Annotated in this window: 15 protein-coding genes and 1 tRNA gene; 6 read left to right on the top strand and 10 right to left on the bottom strand. The window is 68.4% G+C overall.

Translation table 11 applies throughout. From position 1 onward, the window contains the following. Positions 1-21 precede the first annotated feature (21 nt). Positions 22-3123, top strand: coding sequence for an acyltransferase (locus tag IPK71_09950; GenBank protein MBK8214055.1), 3102 nt, complete (start codon positions 22-24; stop codon positions 3121-3123). 45 nt (positions 3124-3168) lie between these two features. Here IPK71_09950 and IPK71_09945 read toward each other — a convergent pair whose 3' ends face one another. Continuing rightward, the gene (locus IPK71_09945; GenBank protein MBK8214054.1) at positions 3169-3885 is read right to left on the bottom strand and encodes a hypothetical protein; all 717 of its coding nucleotides are present in this window, start codon (positions 3883-3885) and stop codon (positions 3169-3171) included. Between the two features lie 78 nt (positions 3886-3963). On the opposite strand from IPK71_09945, the gene IPK71_09940 reads away from it, so the two are divergent. The 4 genes from IPK71_09940 to IPK71_09925 all read left to right on the top strand — a co-directional run bounded on the left by IPK71_09940 (position 3964) and on the right by IPK71_09925 (position 8466). Beyond that, complete coding sequence (locus IPK71_09940; GenBank protein ID MBK8214053.1) at positions 3964-5223, top strand: carbamoyl-phosphate synthase; 1260 nt, start codon at positions 3964-3966, stop codon at positions 5221-5223. Between the two features lie 11 nt (positions 5224-5234). Beyond that, positions 5235-6869, top strand: coding sequence for a glycosyltransferase (locus IPK71_09935; protein ID MBK8214052.1), 1635 nt, complete (start codon positions 5235-5237; stop codon positions 6867-6869). A gap of 74 nt (positions 6870-6943) precedes the next feature. Further along, a complete protein-coding gene (locus IPK71_09930) occupies positions 6944-7537 on the top strand; it encodes a polysaccharide biosynthesis/export family protein (protein ID MBK8214051.1) in 594 nt (197 codons plus the stop codon). Further along, entirely contained in the window at positions 7534-8466 is a 933-nt protein-coding gene (locus IPK71_09925) for a hypothetical protein (GenBank protein ID MBK8214050.1), read from the top strand. Before IPK71_09930 ends, IPK71_09925 begins: the two co-directional genes overlap by 4 nt. A gap of 165 nt (positions 8467-8631) precedes the next feature. Here the strand turns inward: IPK71_09925 and IPK71_09920 are convergent, their stop codons facing one another. From IPK71_09920 to IPK71_09910, 3 genes are all read right to left on the bottom strand, one after another. Then, positions 8632-9738, bottom strand: coding sequence for an SMP-30/gluconolactonase/LRE family protein (locus IPK71_09920; protein ID MBK8214049.1), 1107 nt, complete (start codon positions 9736-9738; stop codon positions 8632-8634). Between the two features lie 95 nt (positions 9739-9833). Beyond that, a complete protein-coding gene (locus IPK71_09915; protein ID MBK8214048.1) occupies positions 9834-10382 on the bottom strand; it encodes a serine acetyltransferase in 549 nt (182 codons plus the stop codon). Further along, positions 10382-11818, bottom strand: coding sequence for an exopolysaccharide biosynthesis polyprenyl glycosylphosphotransferase (locus tag IPK71_09910; GenBank protein MBK8214047.1), 1437 nt, complete (start codon positions 11816-11818; stop codon positions 10382-10384). Before IPK71_09910 ends, IPK71_09915 begins: the two co-directional genes overlap by 1 nt. A 973-nt stretch (positions 11819-12791) precedes the next feature. Here IPK71_09910 and IPK71_09905 point away from each other — a divergent pair. Then, complete coding sequence (locus tag IPK71_09905) at positions 12792-13922, top strand: FAD:protein FMN transferase (protein MBK8214046.1); 1131 nt, start codon at positions 12792-12794, stop codon at positions 13920-13922. A gap of 34 nt (positions 13923-13956) precedes the next feature. Here the strand turns inward: IPK71_09905 and IPK71_09900 are convergent, their stop codons facing one another. The 6 genes from IPK71_09900 to IPK71_09875 form a co-directional block, all read right to left on the bottom strand. After that, positions 13957-15351, bottom strand: a complete 1395-nt coding sequence (locus IPK71_09900; GenBank protein MBK8214045.1) for a VWA domain-containing protein — start codon at positions 15349-15351, stop codon at positions 13957-13959. Further along, positions 15351-16169: a redoxin domain-containing protein gene (locus IPK71_09895; GenBank protein MBK8214044.1), complete on the bottom strand. Its 819-nt coding sequence runs from the start codon at positions 16167-16169 to the stop codon at positions 15351-15353. Before IPK71_09895 ends, IPK71_09900 begins: the two co-directional genes overlap by 1 nt. A 518-nt stretch (positions 16170-16687) precedes the next feature. Continuing rightward, positions 16688-17131, bottom strand: a complete 444-nt coding sequence (locus IPK71_09890) for a nucleoside deaminase (GenBank protein MBK8214043.1) — start codon at positions 17129-17131, stop codon at positions 16688-16690. 100 nt (positions 17132-17231) lie between these two features. Next, positions 17232-17305: transfer RNA gene (locus IPK71_09885), tRNA-Arg, on the bottom strand. Positions 17306-17437: 132 nt separating this feature from the next. After that, entirely contained in the window at positions 17438-19816 is a 2379-nt protein-coding gene (locus tag IPK71_09880) for a transglycosylase domain-containing protein (GenBank protein MBK8214042.1), read from the bottom strand. Between the two features lie 147 nt (positions 19817-19963). After that, entirely contained in the window at positions 19964-20458 is a 495-nt protein-coding gene (locus tag IPK71_09875; protein MBK8214041.1) for a TerB family tellurite resistance protein, read from the bottom strand. Positions 20459-20903 lie beyond the last annotated feature (445 nt).

The raw sequence follows: 20903 nt of genomic DNA, 5'->3' as shown, positions 1-20903 counted from the left end.
GTGGTCTATTCTCGCGTCACAGTGGATAGTCGCAAAAGTCGCCTCGGTGTAGCGCTCGCCGCGCTCGTCTTCTACGCGGTGTTCCTCTACCGCACGAGCTTCGTCCTCGCCGGCACGCGCATCTTCGTCCTCTTCGAGGACGCCATGATTTCGATGCGCTATGCACGCAATCTCGCCGAGGGTCACGGCCTCGTGTGGAACGTGGGCGAGGAGCCGATCGAGGGGTTCACGAACCTTCTCTGGGTGCTCTGGATGGCCGTCGGGCACAAGCTCGGCCTGTCCGAGGCCAAGATCTCGCTCTTCATCATGCTCACGGGCGTGTGCATTTTGCTGGCGAACGGCCTCGTCGTCGCGAAGGTCGCGCGGCGCCTGACGGACGCGTCCTGGGTGCCCCTCGCCGTGCTCGCGGCCACGCTGTTCGACTATCCCCTCGTCTTCTGGACGCTCCGAGGCATGGAGGTCGGCGCGCTCACGCTGCTCGTGAACACGCTCCTCTGGCTCGTGCTCGAGAACGAAGAGAAGTTCTCCATGGGCCGGACGGTGCTCATGAGCGTGCTCACGGCGAGCGCGCTCTTGCTGCGCTCGGACTCGGTGGTCCCCATCGGGCTCATCGGCCTCTACGGCCTCTATACGGCCGAAAAACGCGTGCTCTTCGCGGTGGCGCTCGCCGCCGGCGCGGGCGGTGCGGTGGGCGCGCAGACGGCGTTCCGCATCAAGTACTTCCACGACCGCCTGCCGAACACGGCGTACCTCAAGCTCATCGGCATCCCGCTCTCGGCGCGCATCAAGCGCGGCGTGTACGTGGCGCTCGAGGTGCTCGCGATGCACCTCGCCGTCCCGCTCGCGATCGTGGCCGCGCGGCTCGGTGCTCCCGACAAAGCCTTCTACAAGGACAAGGCGACGCGCCGCCGCGTGCTGCTCGGGGCCCTCTTCTTCGCACAAATCGGCTACGCGACGTACGTCGGAGGCGACGCGTGGGAGTGGATGCTCTACGCGAACCGCTACGCGTGCGTGGGCATGCCGGCGCTCATCGTGCTCGTCGCGGTGTGCATCGACGACCTCGTCAAGAAGGGCGCCGACGAGCACGAGAAGGCCGCGAAGCGCTTCGCTCTCGGCATCGCCGCGATGGGCCTCGTGCTCGTCGCCCTGAACGTCTACGGCAAGCTGCGCCCCGAGGTAGGTGTCGCGCGCACCATCTACTTCAGCAAGACGCCCTTCGCGCTCGGCGGGGCCTTCGTGGGCCTCGGGCTCGCGTTCTACTTCCTCGAGGATCTGCGCGTGGGCATCGTCGAGGCGCTCGGCTTCTTGCGCTCACGGGTCGCCACGCGGCCCACCGTCGTGTCGGCCACGCTCGTCGCTGTCGCCCTCGTGTGGTTCCCGTCGCACGCGACGGCGCTCGGGCGTTGGGCCACGCAGAACGCGGCGCAGTACCTCGACGAGGCTCGTTACACGCGCCTCGGCTTCCTCCTCCGCGCGACCACGCCCGACGATCACCGCATCGCCGTCGCCGCCGCCGGCGCCACCCCGTACTTCTCGCGCAGGCCGACCGAAGACCTGCTCGGCAAGAACGACAAGCACATCGCGAGGCTCCTCCCGAAGGGTGTATTTTCCCCGGGTCACGACAAGTGGGACTACGAGTGGAGCCTCGGGACCCGCAAATCGCAGCTCATCGTCGAGCCGGTCGATCTCAACGACGCCGAGCAGAAGTACATCGACGATCTCGGGTTCAAGAAGCTCCCGAACGAGATGCTCCTCCGTGACGGCGCCCCCGGCGTCGACCCGGCGCTCGTCGGCGCGACGGTCGACACGGTAGCCGAGCTCGAAGAGGTGCTCACCAAGGCCAAATTCACCTTCCCCGAGCCCGTAAAGGGCAACGACCTCGGCATCGCCGCGGTGCTCTCGCTGCTCGCGCTCGGGCTCGTCTTCGCCACCTCGAAGGACGGCGAGAGCTTCGCCTCCCTCGAGGAGAACGCCCCCGAGCCGACGCCCGGGCCCAGCGCCGACGGGCACAACCACATCCAGACCTTGGACGGCCTCCGCGGCATCGCCGTGCTCCTCGTGCTCGTCTTCCACTTCGCGTGGGAGTTCCCCGAGGGCGGCTTCGTCGTCACGCAGGTGAAGCGGCTCCTCTTCACGGGCTGGATCGGCGTCGACCTCTTCTTCGTCCTCTCGGGGTTCCTCATCACGCGCGGCCTCGTCGCCCCGTCCAAGAAGCCCATCGGCACGCGCCTCAAGCTCTTCTGGATGCGGCGCGTGCTCCGTATCTTTCCGTTGTATTATGCATTTATCATCGTGGGCTCGATCATCGGGCTCGCGCTCGGCGGGTGGATCCCGGGGCCGGCCTACTGGCTCTACATGCAGAACTACACGCTCGCCTTCGACGACCACGAGCTGCGCTGGACGGCTCACTTCTGGTCGCTCGCGATCGAGGAGCAGTTCTATTTCGTCTGGCCCGCGATCGCGCTGCTCACGCCGAAGCGTCGCCTCATCGGCCTCACCGTCGGGCTCATCGTGGCCTGCATCGTGTTCCGCGCGGGCTTCACGCTGAAGAGCCACATGTGGGATCCGCTCACCATCGTGAAGTTCGCCTACCGCGCGACCTTCTCTCGCGCCGACGGGCTCCTCCTCGGCGCGCTCGTCGCGATCTTGCAGCGCGAGTCGTCCCACTCGCTCTCGCACCTGTGGCGGCGCCTCCGCTTCCCGATCTTCGTGCTCACCGGGCTCGCGATCCTCGGGCTCCACGTCGTCGCCAAGGGGCTGAACGGCTACGATCGCCGCGTCATCGCCGCGGGCTACCTCTTGCTCTCGCTCTTCTTCGCGAGCGCCGTATCCATGTGCTCGGACGACGTCATCTCCGATCGCATGCGCCGCTTCCTGTCGTCGAAGGTGCTCGTGTCGTGTGGGAAGGTGTCGTACGGCATGTACATCTTCCACTGGCCGCTGCTCGCCTTCGCGGTGCCCTACCTGAAGGCGGCGCAGGAGAAGATGGGCGTCGGCGCGCAGGTGGGGCTCAACGTGGCTTTCATCACGGTCGCGATCACGCTCATCTGGGGCGCGGGCCAGCTCAGCTTCAAGTTCTTCGAGAGCCCGTTCTTGAAGCTCAAAGAGAAGTTCCACGGCTGACGCCGCACACACGCGCGCGGGAGGGAGGTTCGTCTCCCGCCCGCGTCAGCGCTCGACGCAGTAGAGGTGATGCGACTCGTCGCAGCCAGAGTCTCCGGCGAGCTCGAGGGCCGCTTTACCGTTCTGTAGCGGGTCGCCGACGAGACCCAACCCATCCTCGGTCGAGTCGCGCCAGTCTTCGGCGTCGTTCTTGCGGCACGTGCCCGGGCGGCTCTGCGGGTCGATCCCGCCCGTCCACACGAAGATCGGCTCGCGAACTTCGGCACCGTCGGCGTAGGCGCGCACCTGGAAGGAAGGGACGTCGAGCGGCGTGAGCCGGATCCCGAGTCGACCTTTTTCGGCGCCCGGAAGTGGAACGAAGCGCTCTCCGCTCTCACCATTCCCTACCTTCGCGCGATCGACGAGCGCGCCGCTCGGACCGGGCCGGACGAGCGCGACGAACGAGCCGACGAGGCGGGCGTCGTTGGCCTCGCCTTGGCAGATCGCGTCGGCGCGACCGAACCTGTCTTCTCGGAGGCCGAAGTCGCCCGTCGTCGTGCCGCGGCTCACGAAGATGGCCTTCCACGCTCGCCGAGGGCCCGCTTCGAGCGTGGCGTCGGAGGAGCTCCCGTCGGGCAGCGAGACGCCCCCATCGCTTCCGACCGCCGCGTCGGCCGAGGCATCGGGCGCGTCGCCCGTGTCGGACCCGAACGAGGTGCACGCCACGACCACCGCGCCCAAGGCGACGCCCACGAGGACCATGCTCCGAAGCCCGCACGCCATCTTCTCACGCTAGCAAGGGTCGTCGCCCGCGACGAGGCCCCTTCCCCCGCGCGCGGGTTTCGCGTCTCATGGGGCGTCATGAAGGTGCTCTTGCTCGGCGCGGACTACTACGGAACCTTGGCCGCGGTGCGTTGCCTCGGGGAGCGCGGCGTGACCGTCTACGTCGCCGACGAATCCACGAACGGGCGCGCGCTCTACTCCAAGTACGTCAAAGAGAAGCTCGTCCACCCGCCCCTCGGGGACGTCGACGCGCTGCTCGGCTGGCTCGTCCGGTTCGGCGCCGAGCACCCCGGGACGGTGCTCTACCCGACCAACGACCACCTCGCGTGGCTCTTCGCCGCGCACCGGACCGAGCTCTCGCGGCACTTTCGCGTCATGCACCCGAGCGAAGAGGTCACCCTCTCGCTGCTCGACAAAGGCCGCCTCACCGAGGTGTGTAGCGAGCTCGGCATCGACGTGCCCCAGACGCTCTACGCCGAGACCGACGCGGAGCTCGTCGCCCTCGCGAAGGAGAAGGGCACCTTCCCGATGCTCATCAAGCCGCGGACGCAGATCTACCTCGAGAGCGGCATCAAGGGCTCCCTCGTCGAGACCCACGCCGCGCTCGCCGAGACCCTCGAGCGGTACAACGCGCTCGTCCGGTTCAACCCGGCCCTCGCGAAGCCTCACCCCGAGGTCACGCGGCCCATGCTGCAGGCGTACCACACGGCCGCCGAGACGAGCATCTTCAGCGTCTCGGGGTACGTGGACGACGACCACCTCGTCACGCGCTCGGCGATGAAGGTGCTCCAACGTCCGCGCAAGGTGGGCATCGGATTGTGCTTCGAAGGGCGCGAGCCCGAGCCTCGTGTACTCGAGCAGCTCCGCGCGCTCTTCACCAAGGTGGGCTACCGCGGCGCGTTCGAGGCCGAGTTCATCGCCGACGGCGACCGCCGCATGCTCATCGACGTAAACCCCCGATTTTACAGCCAAATGGGCTTCGACATCGCCCGGGGCAACCCGCTCCCGTACGTGATCGCGCTCGTGTGCGAGGGCCGCACGGACGAGGCGTCGCGCGAGCTCGCCAAGGCCACCGCGTGGCGCGGCGAAGGCACCTACGTGTACTGCCACGAGATGATGCTGAACCTCGTCCTGTCGCTCCAAGGCATGAGCGGCCAAATGTCCCGCGACGAGGTCCACAAGTGGCGCACGTGGCTGCGCGACAACCGCTCCCGCGTGACCGACGCCGTGCTCGACCGCGAAGACCGCATGCCCGCCGTGGTCGACGCGGCCGCGTGGCTCAAACACTTCGCGAAGCACCCTCGCAGCTTCGTGCGCTCGTACGTCCTGAACCGCTGATCTCGAGGCCCATGCTCCCCCGAACTGCCGAAGAATTCCTGGGTGACGGCGTCGTCGCCAGCGTCGTCGTCGCGAACTACAACCGCCCGGATCTCGTCAAGCGGCTCCTCGGCGACCTCGCGGCGCAGTCGTTCTCGCCTACGAGGTTCGAGGTCGTCGTCGTCGACGATGGCTCGAAGGTCGACGTGCGCACCGTGCTCGATCCGAAGGCCTACCCGTTCTCTCTCGTCGTGCACCGGCAAGAGAACGCGGGCGCCGCCAAAGCGCGCCAGCGCGGCGCCGAGCTCGCCCAAGGCAAGGTGGTCGTCTTCCTGGACGACGACATGCGCGTCGGCGAAGGCTTCCTCGAAGGCCACCTCGCGCACCACGAGAAGCCCGGCACCGTCGTGCTCGGCCAGCTCCGACCCGACGCCGACATCGCGAGCATGCCGCTCTTCGAGAAGTTCTTCGCGCGCATGCTCTCGAACAAAGCCGACGAGCTCTTTGCCGGGCGCGCGAAGCTCCGCGGGCACGGCGTCTACACCGGCAACGTGTCGGTCGATCGCGAGCTCTTCTTGCGCGTCGGAGGCTTCGATCCGGCCTTCCGCGCCCTCGAGGACGAGGAGCTCGGCATCCGCCTCGAGAAGGCCGGCGCCACGCTGCTCTTCTCCGACAAGGGCGAGAGCATCCACGGCTCCGACAAGACCGAGGTCGAAAAATGGCTCGCGCGGAGCCAAAATGACGGGAAATACGCGGTACGTGTAGGGCGCAAGCATCGCGACGTGGCCGACGCGAGCCCCTTCCGCCACATCGCCCACATCTCGCCCGTGTCGATGCCCTTCCTGGGCCTCGGCCTCGGCCTCCCCAAGCTCGCCGAGCCGATCGCGAAGCTCGCCGTCACCGCCGCCATCGGCGCAGACAAGCTCGGGCTCGAGCGCCTCGCGGTGGCCGGCGCCACACTGGTGTACGGCATCCAGTTCTACCGCGGCGTCCGTGAGGAGTCGGGGAGCCTCGGCGGAGTGGTCGCCGAGTACAAGGCCTTCCGCGAGGCCCTCCGCGACGTGAAGAACGACGGCTCGGGCAGCGCGTCGCCCGGCGAAGCGACCTACGCCTCGTTCGTCGCGGCCGTTCGCGAAGATCACGCCGTGATGCGCGCCTACCAGGGAAAATACGGTCAAGGCGAGGGCGGAGGGGGCAGCTTGCCGGCCGACAGCGTCAAGAAGATCGGCCTCCAGATCCTGGTCGCGTACCGCCTCATGCGCCTCTTCCGCGCCCGCGGGAACCTGCTCGCAGCCCAGTTCACGAGCCGCCTCATGCGCCACCTCTACGCGTCCGACATCCACTGGGACGCCGAGCTCGCGCCGGGGGTCATGATCGTGCACGGGTTCGGGCTCGCCATCAGCCACTCGGCCAAGGTCGCCCGCGGATCCATCCTATTCCAGCACGTGACGCTCGGCTACGGCCTCGACGCCGAGGGAAAAACCGCCGGCGCGCCCACGCTCGAAGAGAACGTGCACGTGGGCGTCGGCGCGACGCTCTACGGCCCCATCACCGTCGGAGCGAGCAGCAAGATCATGGCCGGGTGCGTCCTCTCCGAGAGCGTGCCGCCGCGATCGCTCGTCGCGGCCCCCAAGCCCGACGTCACCGCCCGAAAGGCGCGCCCATGAGCGCCACTTTTTCGGCAAAAACGGCCCTCGAACTCGTCTCCACCAGGGAAACGAATGCGTGTATGCTGGGGGTGATGTCCACCATGAGGATCTTCGGGCTTTCGGCCTTCGTTGCTCTCGGTCTCGCGCTCTCCGGATGCGCCTCCACGGGCCCGTTCGTGTGGGCGTCCACGCTCCCGCCCGAGGCCCCGACGGTCAACGTCACCACCATCCAAAGCACCGACATCGTCAACGTGCGCGTCTTCCGCGAGGACACGTTCTCCACGCGCGAGCACGTCCGCCCCGACGGCAAGATCTCCGTCCCGGTCGTCGGCGAGGTCATGGCCCGCGGCCGACGCCCCGACGAGGTCGCGAAAGAGATCGAGACGCGCCTCAAGAACATGCTCAAGGAGCCGAACGTCACGATCGTGCTCGAGCAGCCCGTGCAGATCCCCGTCTCGGTCACGGGCGAGGTCCGCCAAAGCGGGACGTTCAACATGGAGCCCGGCACCAACGTGCTGCACGCGATCGCCAGCGCCGGCGGCCTCAACGACTACGCCGACGGCGACAAGATTTTCCTCGTCCGCAAGAGCCTCCCCCAGCGCGTGCGCTTCAAGTTCTCCGACTTGCGCTCGGGAGTGACCACGAACGTCACCCTCCAGCCCGGCGATCTCATCGTCGTCGAATGATGCGACAAGCCCGCGTAACCTATCCGCTTTTTGTGCTCGGCGCGGTCGCGGTCGTGTTCGCGTGTGGGGGCACCACACCTGCTCCGGCCGACCCGACGGACGCAGGCCAAGACGGCACCGCGCCTACGTCCACCGCGACCGGCGTCGTCACCGTCCCGACCGACGGCTCCATCGGCTGCGGCAAGTCCGGTGTCACGCCGGGTTTCACTCAGGGCCTCAAGCTCACGGTCACCTCGCGCGCGCGAACGTACGCGGTCGGCGTGCCCGACACCTACGAAGCCACCAAGGCTTACCCTCTCGTCTTCGTCTTCCACGGAGACGGCGGCACCGGCGCGCAGATCCGATCGTCGATCAAGCTCGAAGAGGCTTCGGGCGGCAACGCGATCGTCGTCTACCCGGACGGCCTCAACAAAACCTGGAACCTCGACTCGGCCCCCACCGACAATCCCGACGCCGACCTCTTCGACGCCCTCGTGACCTCCATCTCGGAGACCCACTGCGTCGACAAGAAGCGCATCTTCGTGACGGGCTTCAGCCGCGGCGGATACTTCGCGAACCAGCTCGCGTGCTGGAAAGGCGACGTCATCCGCGCCGCCGCGTCGAACGGCTCGGGCGGCCCCTACGGCGCTGCGGGCGCCAAATACGACGCGAAGGGCAACCTCGCCTGCCCCACGCCGGGCGTGCCCACGATCATCTTCCACGGCCAGAACGACAGCCCCACCGAAGGCCAGAAGACGCTCGATCACTTCGCCCGCGCGAACGAGTGCCCCGACAAAACCAAGACGACCTCCGTCGCCCCTTCTCCCTGCGCGTCGGTCGATGGCTGCGCCGCAGGAAAGCCCGTGGTGTGGTGCCTCGTCCCCGGCCTCGGTCACACCATTTGGCCCGAGTCCCACAAGGCCACCTGGGACTTCTTCTCGAAGCTCTGAGCCAATCCCCCTCTCCCCTCGAAGCGCGCGCGTCACCGACGAAGCCGCTCGAGCCACGAGCAGGGGTGCCCCCACTCGCAGGTGCTCGGCGCTCCGCGCCTTGCGCGCCTGCGGTCTCCCCCAAACGGCGAGCAAGCTCGCCGCGGGGGAGACCCCACGAAACCCTCAGTTCACGCCCGCGACACGCAGCTCGAGCTTGTGGATCGCGGGGCTGCCCGCACCCCCAAGGCCGTTCGCGAGAGACGCGACGTAGAGCGTCTTGTTGTCGGCGCCGCCGAACTCGATCGACGTGGCCTTCTGCGTGCCCGGGAGCACGACGGTGCCCCATTTTTGCCCCGCGGGCGAGTACGCCTCGACGCCGGCCTGCGTCGCCACGAAGACGTTGCCCTCGGTGTCGACCGCAATGCCGTCGGGCGCGGGGCCCGTCTTCGCGAAGGCGACCGGAGCGCCCATGGGCGTGCCGTCGGCGCCGAGCGCCACCTTGACGATCTCGGCCTCGCCCGTGAGCCCGATGTAGAGCGTGCTCCCGTCGGCCGTGGCCGCGATGCCGTTCGGGTGTTTGCCCCGATCGTACTCGGCGACCGACGTGACGACCGCGGGCGTCCCGGTGATGCGGTACACACGCTCCTTCGGCTGCGTCGCGCCGAGGTAGTCGGGATCGGTGACGTAGATGCCCTTGTTCGCGACCACCACGCAGTCGTTCGGAGCGTTGAGCGCGAGGGCGTTGAACGTCCCGGCGATGGCCTCGCGGGTCGTGCCGTCGGGCTTGCGGCGCGCGATGGCCGAGGGCGACGTCTCGGTGACCACCATCGAGCCGCCGTTCGCCTTGTCGAAGCAAAGGCCGACGGTGCGAGCCGACGGGCGCACCGTCGCGGGAGCGTTGCCCACACGCGGGAGACGCCAGATGTGCCCCGTCGACGCCTCGGCGAACGGATCGGTGAAGAAGAGCGCACCGTCCCCGAACATGAGGCCATCGATGTATTGTGCACCCATGAGCTGGATGTCGGCCGCGGCGAGGTGGACGACCGGCGTCACGCCGGCGAGCGGGTTCGGATCGGGTGCGCCGTCGGGGAGCGGCGCCCCGTCGGGCAAGGGGGGGATGGACGTGTCGGCGACCGCGCCGTCCTCGAGCGTCGCGCCATCGGGGAGCGTGGTCGACGAGTCGACGCCAGGGTCGACGCCGCCGTCGGTCGTCCCCTCGGGGTCGCTCGAGCAGGCGTAGACGCAGAACGGAACGAGCGACAAGAAAAGCAGCGGTGCGAACGTCTTCATGGCTCTCCTCGAACGAAGGCTAGATCGGCAGAGGCTTAGCACCAAAGCTCGGCCAGGGCGACTTCGCGGCGTGCTTCGCAGGCAACGCGCCCAGGTCAGGCGTCTGGCTTTTTCTTGTGTGGTCTCGCGGGGATACCGCTCACCACCGTGTCGGGGGGGACGTCCGAGAGCACGACGGCGTTGGCGCCGATGACGGACCTCGCCCCCACCCGCACGGGCCCGAGGATGCGCGCGCCGCAGCCGACCACCACGTCGTCCTCGATGATGGGATAGCCGTTGTCCTTCGCGGTGCCGACGGTGTTGTTGCCCATGAACTTCACGCGCGCGCCGATCTTCGCGTCGCCCCCGATCACGATGCCGAGCGTGTGGGTGAAGTTCACGCCCTCACCCAAGGTCACGTCCTTGCCGATCTCGATGCCGAAGAGCGCCGTCTGCACCATGCGGAGCGTGTGGTTCACGCCCGGCACACGCCCTCGCGCGGCCTCGCGGAGGCGGTTCAAGAAGAGCACGCGGTAGCCGTCTTGGCTCGCCGCGATCTTGAGCACCTCTTTGGTGTCGGGTGCGCCTCCGCGCCCCGTCTGGCCTTGCGCCGCACGCGTGAGCTCCACCGCATCGGAGATAACCTTGGAGAGCACGTTCGCCATCACACCCCCGATCCTCTCACGACGACCCCGACGGTCTTCGCCAAGATGTAAATGTCGAGCCAGGGCGACCAGTTTCGCACGTAGTGGACGTCGACCTGCACGCGCCACGCGAACGACGACGCGTTGCGATCGGAGACCTGCCACATGCCGGTCATGCCGGGCGTCGCGCGCAAGATGAGCTTCTCGTTGCCGCCCATCTCGGGGATCTCGCGCTCGATGTAGGGCCGCGGGCCGACGAGGCTCATGTCGCCGTTGATGACGTTCCAGAGCTGCGGGAACTCGTCGAGGCTGTACTTGCGCAGCACACGACCGATCCGCGTGACGCGCGGGTCTTTCCGGAGCTTGTGATAGACCTCGTACTCTTCGCGGAGCGCCGGGTCCGAGTCGAGCACCTGCTTCAGGCGGGCCTCGCCGTCGCCGTGCATGGTGCGAAACTTCCACGCCTTGAAGTACTTGCCGCCGCGCCCGAGGCGCTTCTGCATGTAGAAGATCGGCCCCTTCGAATCGAGCTTGATGAGGAGCGCGATGATGACGAGGAAGGGCAGCACGAAGAGCCCTCCGAGCGCGGTGAAGCTGACGTCGAGGATGCGCTTCGCGAGGCGCGGCCAAGGCAAGAGGAGCTGCTGCCTCACCTCGACGCCGAGCACCGAGCCCACGCTCTTCGCGGGGACGCCGAGCGTGGCGAACCCGAACAGATCCGGGATGACCAGGAGGTGCGAGAACTGACCGCCGACGCGCTCGACGACCGAGAGCAGCGTGTCGGAGGGCTGCCCCGGCATGGCCACAATCGCGTACGGAATCTTCAGTTTTTTCGCCAAGATAGGCGCGAGCGACAGGTCGCCCACGAGGGGCACGCCCTCGACCTCGGCGAACTTCCCGCGGGGCCACATCGAGCTCTTCACCGGGATCGACTGGCCCGGCGTCTTGATGTCGATCGGGGCGTTCGGCGGCGGGTACGAGCCGATCTCGCCGAGGTCCTCGCCGACGACGCGCGGGCTCGGGACCTTGGACTCGTCGGGCCCGAGCAGCTCGTCGGCCAGGCGCGCGCGCGAGGCCTCGGTCAAGAAGCTTGCAGCATGCACGTTGATGGAGTGCACGTCGACGTCGCGGCCGTTCACCTGGCTCGCGAGCAGCGTGCCGTGCTTCGCGCGGTCGTCGTCGAGGAGCACCACGGGCTTCAGCCCGTTGCGAGGCTGCGAGTGGAGCGTCCGCACGATGAGGCGCCCCGTCTTGGCGGCGCCGAGCACGATGACGGGGATGCCCCACCACCCCGTGCGCGAGAGGCGACCTCGCACGATCGCCCGGACGAGCGGCACGAGCGCCAGGGTCGCGCCCCACCACACGAGCTTCGACGAGAGGTGCCAGCGGGTGGCGAGGTTGCCGCTCACCGACAAGATGAACATCGCCGCGTGCACGAGCGACGTCCCGAGGACCATCTCGCGGAGCTCGTCCGGCGCGCTCTTCGCGAGGGGCGAATAGAGGTCGAGGAACGCGTACACCACGAGGCAGAGGAGCAGCGTCGGCGCGACGACGTAGAGCTCGCGCCAGAGCACGAACCCGTCGGCGAGGAAGAAGTCGACCACCACGCCGAGGAACGCGGCGAGAACGAGCGAGAACGCGTCGACGCCGAAGAGCACGAGGGACGTGAGCCACGGCCGCGAGAGCACCTTGAGCCCCGCAGCGGCAGGGTTCGTGCGCGCGGCGGTGGACACGTCGGCGAACCCGGTCTCGGCGCGCAGGCGCACCTGCTCGAAGACGGCCTTCGAGATCTGCTCTTCGGTGCACACGCCGAACGACACCAAGATGCGCCCGAGCTGCCCGCCGCGTTCCTCCTGTGCCGCGAGCGCGCGGTCCACGTCCGCCGTGGTGACGGCGCCCATGGCGACGAGGATCTCGCCCAAAAATGAGCCTTTTTTCGCCGCGTCGACGTTGTTCGAGGCCTTCCACAAGGCGCCGCGCACCTTGAACTCGGGGCCCGTCGGCAGCTTGAGCTGGGGCGCCTCCGTGTCGGCGGGAGGGAGCGCGCCCGTGAGCGTCTCGCTCATGGCCTCGCGATCGAGCTGCAGCGCGAGGGGCCCAGGCAACCCTTCGGCGAGCAGCCCCGCCGGGATCTCGATTTTGATCGAGCCGCGCTCGTCGGGCTCGAGGCCGTGGTGCACGTCGTGAGGGAGCTCACCACCACCGAGCTGGAGGGCGAGCGAGGGCCCTTCGAGCTCTCCGCCGCCGATCGTCAGCGCGAGCGAAGGGGCGTGCGGCTCGTCGACGGCCGCGGCCCCACCACCGCCATCTCCCTCGAGGGAGCCCTTCGCCAACGATTTCTCTTCGGACGTCACCGGTCGAGTATCTCACAACGCCGCGCCCAGCGGCATAACCTCGCGACTTTCGCGCAGGTTTGACTACCATCGGCGCATGACCTCGAAGGTGCGTGTGGCGTTAGGGTCCCTCGCCGCGCTCGTCGTTTTTCTCTCCGGCTGCCAGACCCAACCGCCTCCCCCTCAAGCCGTGGCCTCGGCCGGCCCGCAACCCGCCGCCACCGCGTCCGAGCCTCGCGCTCCCGAGCCGCCGCCGGCGCCGTTCGTCCCCGAGCGGGTCTGGAACGAAGGGACCGCGATGGGCACCCACATCGGCGTGGCCGCCTACACGACCCCGAAGGTCGACAAGGCGGGAGTGGGCCGGGCCTTCGAACAAGCGCTCGCCGAGATCAAGCGCGTCGAAGGGCTCATGACCACATGGAGAGACAGCGAAATCACGCGCGTCAACGCCTCCGCGGGCTCGGCTCCCGTCGCCGTGAGCCAAGAGACCTTCGACCTCGTGAAGGAGTCGGTGCGTGCGGCCGAGCTCTCTTCCGGGACGTTCGACATCACCTTCGAAAGCCTCCACGGCCTCTGGAAGTTCGACGAGGACCTCGACCCACATCCCCCTACCGAGGCCCAGATCAAGGCCAAGCTCCCGCTCCTCGACTACCGGCACATCAAGCTCGACGCCGAGAAGCGCACGATCGGGCTCGCCAAGCCCGGCGTGAAGATCGGCCTCGGCGGGATCGCGAAGGGGTACGCCGTCGACAAGGCGGTCGCCGTGCTCGAGAAGGCGGGGCTCACGTCGTTCTTCGTTCAGGCCGGCGGCGACCTCTTCGCGAGAGGGAAAAAACCGGACGGCTCCGAGTGGTCGGCGGGCATCCGCGATCCTCGAGGCAAGGGCTCGTTCGCGCTCCTCCCGCTGACGGACCACGCGTTCAGCACGGCGGGCGACTACGAGCGGAGCTACGTGATCGACGGGCGCCGGTACCATCACATCATCGATCCTCGTACGGGATACCCCGCGAAGGCATGCCGCTCGGTGACGATCTGGGCCCCCACCGCGCTCCTCGCCGACGAGATCGACGACGCGGTGTTCGTGCTCGGTCCGGAGAAGGGGCTCGCGCTCGTCGAGAGCCTCGAGGGCGTCGGGGCGGTCATCGTCGACGCGCACAACCACCTCTGGATCTCGAAGCGCCTCGAAGGAAAAGTTCGGCTCACCGCGCCCCCCACCGATGGCCCATGAGCGTGATGAAAAACGGCGCGGGAAGCTCGGTCCTTCAGCCGACCACACGACGAAGGGCGAGCTCGAGCTCGCTCGCGGACCGCACCTCGAGCACCGCGGCGCAGTGCTTGGCATAGCGCTCCATCGCGCTGTCCCCTTGGGCCCACGCCGCGCGAGGCTCGGGGCAGAGCCATAGGACCGTCCGCGCCCTCCCCGCGATGCGCGCGAGCTCGGGCGCGCCGTCGTCGAGGTAGTTCGTGCGCCCGTCACCGAGCACGACCACGGTGGTCCTTCGGTCGACGGCGTCGAGGTGAGCGGCGACGAACGACTTGAGCACGCGGCCGTAGCTCGAGTTCGAGGCGACCGAGACGACCCTTCCACCGAACGCCTCGGCGAGCGCGGAGGCGATGGGTTTCTCGCGGAAGAGGCGCGTGGTCTCGCCGAGCTCCGAGACGAACACGAACGAACGCGCGTCCTCGAAAAGGGACTGCGCAAGATACGAGAACTCCAAGAGAAATCGGGCAGCTCCGCGCACCGACTCGCTGATGTCGCACAAAACGACGAGGCGCGGCTTGCGGAGCTTTCGGGCGCGGAAGACGGGCGCCACCGGCACCCCGAGCGTACGAAACGCACGACGGACCGTGGGCCCCGACGCGATCCGTCCGCGACGCGCGCGCCTCCGACGCACCTCGTTCCGCCCTCGGAGGCGCTCGACGAGCCTTCGCACGGCGCGCCGGACCTCGTCGACCTCGGCGGCGTCGAGGGCCTCGAACGGCGTGTCGTCGAGGCCGGTCGGCACGCGCCTTCGTTCGGCGCGCTCGGCTCGAGAGCGCACGTGCGCGCGGAGCTCGGCCTGGGTCCGCGCGAGGGCCTCGCGGAGCGCCGCGTCGAGCAACGCCGCGCGATCTTCACCGAACGCGCCCGAGATCCGCGCCTTGAGCTCGGTGAGCTCGTCGTAGGCCCGTTTGTACCCGAGGCGCTCGATCACACGATGGAGCACGACGCCCGACCGGAGCGACGAGTCGGCCGTCGCGACGAGCTCCCGCGTTCCCTTCGCAGAGAGGAGGCGCGAGAGCTCTCCTCCTCCTTCGAGGAGCGCCACGAGGGCGGCGTCGTCGTGCGAGTCGGCGAGGACATCGAGGAACGAGCGGATCATCTCGCGCTCTTCGGGGGTCGCGCCCGCGCGCACGAGCCGCTCGTCGAGGCCGAGGCGCGATCCTGCGTCGAAGAAGGCGTCGAACGTCGTGTCGAAGAGCGCCCGCTCCCGAGGCCGCACGCCGACGATCGCGGCCATGGCGTCGCGGATGTCGCTCTTTCGCTCGAACCCGAGGAGGACGACGGCGCGCGCGATGTCGACCGCTTGGCTCGGCGCGATCGCGAACCCTTCGCGGCGAAGGGTCCACGAGAGCTCACTCAGAACACGAACGAGCGCCCTCGTGTCGGCGGCCACTACGGAGCTTTCGAGGGAGCTTCCGTCTTCGCGGGCGGCTCCCCGGGATCGGGCTCGGCGAGGAGCGCCGTGACCAACGCCTCGAGCTTGGCGTCGCGCGAGGGATCGAAGCCCACCATCACGTCGCGCACGACGCCGCGCCGATCGATGACGAAAAGCGAGGGGATCCCGTTCACGTGGTACGCGCGGGACACGAACGAGCCCGGGTCGGCCAGCGTGGGGTATTTGAGACCCGCGAGCTCGACGTAGGTCGCGGCCTTCTCGACGGGGTCCGACGTGATGCCTACGACGCGAAGCCCCTGTGCGCCGAGCTTGTCCTGGAGGGCGGACAGGCGCGGCGCGATCATGCGGCACGGGCCGCACCACGACGCCCAGAAATCGACCAGCACCACGCGGCCGCGCAGCGACGCGATCGTCTTCGGGGCGGCGCCGATGGGGATCGCGCCGTCGAACGGCGGAGCCTGCGCGCCCACGTGCTCCATGCGCGTGACGTTCTCGGAGCCCGGGTTCTCACGGAGCTCGGCGCGCAGCGTGAGGCGCTTGTCGGCGCGCACGACCACGATGGGCACGACGCTCTGGGCGGCGTGGCTCGAGACCGCGCGGACCACCTCGGCGGCGTCTTTCACGGGCGCCCCGTCGATCGAGACGAGCCTATCCCCCCGCTCCAGCCCCGCCTGCGCGGCCGGGGAGCCTCGCACCACGTGGGCCACGCGCACGCCGGTCGTCGTCTCGTCCATGGCGACACCGAGCCATCCCGGGCGCTCGACGGCGGACGCGGCCGAGGGCAGCGTCGCGAGCACCGCCAGAGCCGAGGACATCACGAGAGGTCGAAGAGCGCGTCGAAGCACTCCTCGAAGGTAGCGGTCCGTGCCTCGCGACGAAAGCCGCTGCCCTTCGAAAGCAACGTGGCGCGGCGACCCTCGTCGGTGCCACGCCACGGTCAAGCTCGCTCCCACGGCTTCGTCACGCTCGACGCGCCCCGAAGGACACGATTCACGGCCCGAAGCTCCTCAAGACAAGCAAGGCAAGGCGCCACACGATGGCGACGCACACGCGGCCAGCCCGACCGCAAAACCAAGAAAAGCGAAGCGGGGCGGAAAGAAGTCGAAGCGAAGCTCGTTCTAGGACCGCACGAAAGACGACGAAGCGAAGCTCTACGAAGCAAGCGTCGTGCGGTGCCCTCCCCTTAGCACCGAGCGTACCACCACCAAGAACTCAGTCATTTCCATCAGTTGGCGTCAACGTCGGTCGTTTCCCGGCGGGGACCACCGGACACACGGGTCAGGGAGACCGCGCAGATCGCAAACTTTGCGAGGTTGGCATGGTTCTCTCGACGCTATTTCTTGCCCCGCGCCCGAAGCGACCCGAAGAAGGCTCGGAGGCGCGCGGCCGACGCGTCCGCGAGCACGCCCTCCCGGGTCGCGAACACGTGGTTGAGGCGGGGATCGGTCCCCACGCCGAAGAGGGTGGCGACCGCGCCTCCCTTCGGATCACGGGCGCCCCAGACCACACGCGGCACCCGCGCCAGCACGAGCGCGCCAGCACACATCGCGCACGGCTCGAGGGTCACGTACGCGGTCGTGCCCTCGAGGCGAAACGTCCCGAGCTCCGACGCAGCCGCACGGATGGCGATCATCTCGGCGTGGGCCGTGGGATCTTGGAGAGCCTCGCGCAGGTTGTGCCCACGCGAGAGGACCACGCCATCCTTCACGATGACACACCCGACGGGCACCTCGCCCGTCTCCGCGGCGACGTCGGCCTCGGCGAGAGCGAGCGCCATCATGGCCTCGTCGACGTCGGAGAGAAGGTCGGTCATGCGTGTCCTTCGAAACGAAAAACGCGGCCTTTTGGGGCCGCGCATGATTCGGTTCTTCGTTCAGCGCACCCAGGAAGATTCGAACTTCCGACAACTGGTTCCGTAGACCAGTGCTCTATCCAGCTGAGCTATGGGTGCATCGACCTTGGTGATCGAGCGCGGCGGAGAATACTCTCCTCGTTCGCCGTGTCAACGATTTCTCTCGCGGGGCACGGCAGCGCCAAGGACTGCCGCGAAAAGCCTCATAATATCCATGATCTCCAGATCGCCTTAGTCGAGCCGGTGCCAGTCGTCCTCGGGCTCGGGGTCGCCATCTCGGTCTCCCCGGATCTTGCGCGGCGCTCGGGGCGGCGGCCGTGGGGTCCCCGCCTTGTGGAACACGACGGTCTCGGCGAGGCCTTCTTCGAGCTCGCCGGGCGAGATGCGGCGTGTGCGCTCGGCGATCCGCATCAGCGCCTGGAGGTGCTTGCCCCAGTGCTCCGGGAGCTCACCGTGCTCGGCGAGGTGGTGCGAGCGCACGGGAGAGGGCAGCACCGACGAGAGGAAGAGGCACTCCGAGAGGGTGAGCTCGAGCGGCGTACGCCCGAAGTAGTGCGCCGCGGCCTGCGTGATGCCGTACACGTCGGGGCCGAACTCGACCACGTTGAGGTAGAGCTCGATGAGATCGTCCTTGCGGAAGATCTGCTCGAGGTAGTCGGCGAGCACGATCTCTTCGAGCTTTCGAGAGAGCGTCTTCTCGCGCACGAGGAACAAGTTCTTCGCGAGCTGCATCGTGATCGTGCTCGCGCCGCGCACGAACTTGCGGGCCTTCACGTTGGCGACCACGCTCTGTTTGATCGCCGTGTGGTTGAAGCCATGGTGGCGGAAGAAGCTGCCGTCCTCCGTGGTGAGCACGGCCACGGGCATGTACGGGCTGATGCCGCCGAGCTCGGTCCAATTGCCGCTCCCGGGCCCCGTGCGCGCTTCGCCGAGCGTGCCGTCGGGGTGGGTGATGGTGTGTGTGAACGCCGTGGTGAACCGCTCGCGGGAGAGCGTGCTCGGCACCTCGGTGGCGCGGCAGCGATCGTCGATGGTGTAGTCGAGGTCGAGGGCGTCGAGGTTCTTGGTGTCGAACGCGATGCGCCCACGCCCACCGAACGCCCCCGCGAAGCGCATCGCGCGCACGGTCGGCATGAGCCCCTCGGGCACGCTCTGCGCGAGATCCTGACAGGACACGGTAGGCAGGTCGAACGAGAAGCTCGCGACGAGGTGCGAGGCGTCTTGTTCGAGCGTGCCCCGCAGTCCGACGTGGGTGGTGCCGACCTCGATGCGACCATCGTCGACGCGGAGCGCCTGGCTCGTGAGGAGCCCCTTGCCCGAGAGGCCCACGGTCACCTTGCGAAGTGTCTCGCGAGAGAGCTTCGGCTGCTTGATGGAGGCGTCGGAGAGCTTCACGTCCCCGTCGAACGTGGCGCTCTTGCCCGCCGCGTCGAGCGCGAGCCTCCCCTTCGCCGACAGCATCGCCCGCGAGGTCTCCACGAGCCCGAGCGCGCCCTCACGGAGCCCCAAGACCGAGAGCGGGATCGGCCCTCCCGCGAGCGTGAGCGAAGGTTCGCCTGTCCCCGTCGGCGACACGAGCTCGATCGAGAGCGGCGTGCTCCCCGACCCTTCGCCCGTGGAGCGGAACGCCAAGACGACCGACTCTTTCCCGCGCAAGAGCGTGAACGCACCCGGGCCCACGGAGAATGGAGTCGCGCCTCGCATCTCGAACGTCGCCTGCGGGAGCCTCACTTCGCTCCCCTCGGGGAGCTTCTCCGCGATCGTGCGGGTGACGAGACCGACCTTCGCGCGTAGCGCCTCGAGATCGGGAAACGGGACCAAAGGCACGAACGGCCCGGCCTCGACCGGAGCCGCTTTTGGCAATGGTTTCGAACCCTTGGCGAGCTTCCGTGGGGGCACGACGGGGAGTGGGGGTGGCTCGGGGACGGCTCCGACCGCAGCCGCAGGGGTCTCGGGCTTGGCCGCTTTTCCGACGACGGCGACGAGGACCTTGGAGCTCTCGACGCGCTTCAAGCGGCGCTGCCCGTCGAGCTCGACGGTCGCACCGGACACGACGAGCTCTCCTTCGGCGGCCTTCGCTTCGATCGACTCGGCCCGGACCTCGAGGCGCTCTCCGTCGACGACGACGCTCGCCCCACGAACGCGGAGGTCGTGGCCCGTCGAAGGGGAGCCCCACGTGAGCGCGAGCCCGTCGACCACGACCTCACGCTCGGGCCCCTTTTTCTCGGCTTCGTGGGTCGGCTTCGGACGCGCCTCGCGCCATCGAGAGAGCTTCTTCTCGAGGTCTTCGAGGGGGCCCTCGAGCTGGACCTCACCGCCGTGGACCTCGACGCGGCGAAGGGAGAGCCCGGCCGAGAGGGAGGCTCGGACCTCGGGGAACGTGGCGGTGATGCCCGACTCGCCCACCGGCGCCACACGCACGTCCTTCAGCGTGACCGCGAAAAAACCCGGCCTCACCGATCCGATCGTGACGTCGAGGTGCTGCGCCTCGGCGGCCTTGCGCGCCTTGGCCCGCGCGATCGGGGGCGTAGCGAGCAGGCCGATGCCCCCGAGCGCGAGGACGACCCCGAGCGCGATGGCCAGCGAGCGACGGGACAGGCGGAGCTTCACGGCGGCGAGAGCATAACGCTCGGCGGGTCGGGATCGAATTTCTCGGCGGGTCGAGCAGGCGCGGCCCTCGTGCATCCAAAGGAAACGGGCGCGCCCCCCCGTTGCGAGTGGCACGCCCGTAACACGTCGAAAAGATTGAAGGAACGGTCAGCCGATCGCGACCTCGACGTCTTCGCCTTCGGCTTTGTGCTCGAGGCGCGGGGGAATGGCCCGAAAGAGGCGCTCGATCTCGGCGGCCCAGTTCACCTCGGAGGCGCGGCCGGGCTCGAGGTCGCGAGCGATGGTGGTGAGCTCGTCTTTGCGGACGTCGTCGAAGCCGAAAAGATCGGCCACCCTATCGAGGAGCTCTTTCTCTTTCGGATCGACGTCGTTGTCGACGCCCGACACCCACGCCGCCGCCACGTAGGCGAAGGCGCGCTCACGATCGGAGAGGGCCTCGACGAGCAGCTCGTCGACCGGGAGCGGGTTCTCCATGAGGCTGTCGAGGCGGCCGCGGAGCTCCTTCGAGAGATTGAAGACGCTGGCGGCGGCGCGGACGCCCTCCTTCTCGCGGTCTTCGAGCTTTCCGTCGGCCCACGCCATGATGATGAGCAAGACGAGGGTTTCGGTGCAGGCGTCGGCGCTGATGGTCAGGCGTTTCATGTTCCCCTCGGGGTGGGCTTTGGAGAAGGACGAGGCTACCGCGAAGCCCTGCGAAGGTCACGCTTCGGGATTTTGGGCCTCTCGGCGAGCGGGGGCTCGCCCGCCGCGAGGGAGGGGTGGGCCTTCGCCAGCTTGGGGGGCCCGCCACGCCCCGCGATCCTGATCGCGGTGAAAGTCAGCCACTTGGCGTCAACGTCGGTCGGCTCGGCGGCGGGGGCGGAGGCGACCGAGGATACGAACCAGGGGAGGTCCACGTCACCCTCGCGAGGGAGGGGGAGCTCCTTCGTTGCCTCGAGCGGCCGCGCGAGAACGACGTCCCTCAGCAGAGCGGCTCCTCCCACCCGCACACGAAGCCCCACCCCCTCCCCCGCTTCTCAATCACGAGGAAAGTCCGACACTTGGCGCCAACGTCGGTCGCCTCTCGAGCTCGGAGCTAGCTCAGCTA

The sequence above is a fragment of the Myxococcales bacterium genome (assembly GCA_016712525.1).
GTDB lineage: Bacteria > Myxococcota_A > Polyangia > Polyangiales > Polyangiaceae > JAAFHV01.
Note: the sequence above shows the minus strand (reverse complement) of the source record. Positions and strands in the feature narration are given on the sequence as shown.

Bases quoted from the DNA above. Each gene is read 5' to 3' on its own strand.
- IPK71_09915 (MBK8214048.1), bottom strand. From the start codon at position 10,382: ATGGCGAACGTGCTCTCCAAGGTTATCTCCGATGCGGTGGAGCTCACG.
- IPK71_09910 (MBK8214047.1), bottom strand. From the start codon at position 11,818: ATGGTCCTCGGGACGTCGCTCGTGCACGCGGCGATGTTCATCTTGTCG.
- IPK71_09920 (MBK8214049.1), bottom strand. From the start codon at position 9,738: ATGAAGACGTTCGCACCGCTGCTTTTCTTGTCGCTCGTTCCGTTCTGC.
- IPK71_09930 (MBK8214051.1), top strand. From the start codon at position 6,944: ATGTCCACCATGAGGATCTTCGGGCTTTCGGCCTTCGTTGCTCTCGGT.
- IPK71_09925 (MBK8214050.1), top strand. From the start codon at position 7,534: ATGATGCGACAAGCCCGCGTAACCTATCCGCTTTTTGTGCTCGGCGCG.
- IPK71_09935 (MBK8214052.1), top strand. From the start codon at position 5,235: ATGCTCCCCCGAACTGCCGAAGAATTCCTGGGTGACGGCGTCGTCGCC.
- IPK71_09895 (MBK8214044.1), bottom strand. From the start codon at position 16,169: ATGTCCTCGGCTCTGGCGGTGCTCGCGACGCTGCCCTCGGCCGCGTCC.
- IPK71_09875 (MBK8214041.1), bottom strand. From the start codon at position 20,458: ATGAAACGCCTGACCATCAGCGCCGACGCCTGCACCGAAACCCTCGTC.
- IPK71_09905 (MBK8214046.1), top strand. From the start codon at position 12,792: ATGACCTCGAAGGTGCGTGTGGCGTTAGGGTCCCTCGCCGCGCTCGTC.
- IPK71_09945 (MBK8214054.1), bottom strand. From the start codon at position 3,885: ATGGCGTGCGGGCTTCGGAGCATGGTCCTCGTGGGCGTCGCCTTGGGC.
- IPK71_09940 (MBK8214053.1), top strand. From the start codon at position 3,964: ATGAAGGTGCTCTTGCTCGGCGCGGACTACTACGGAACCTTGGCCGCG.
- IPK71_09890 (MBK8214043.1), bottom strand. From the start codon at position 17,131: ATGGCGCTCGCTCTCGCCGAGGCCGACGTCGCCGCGGAGACGGGCGAG.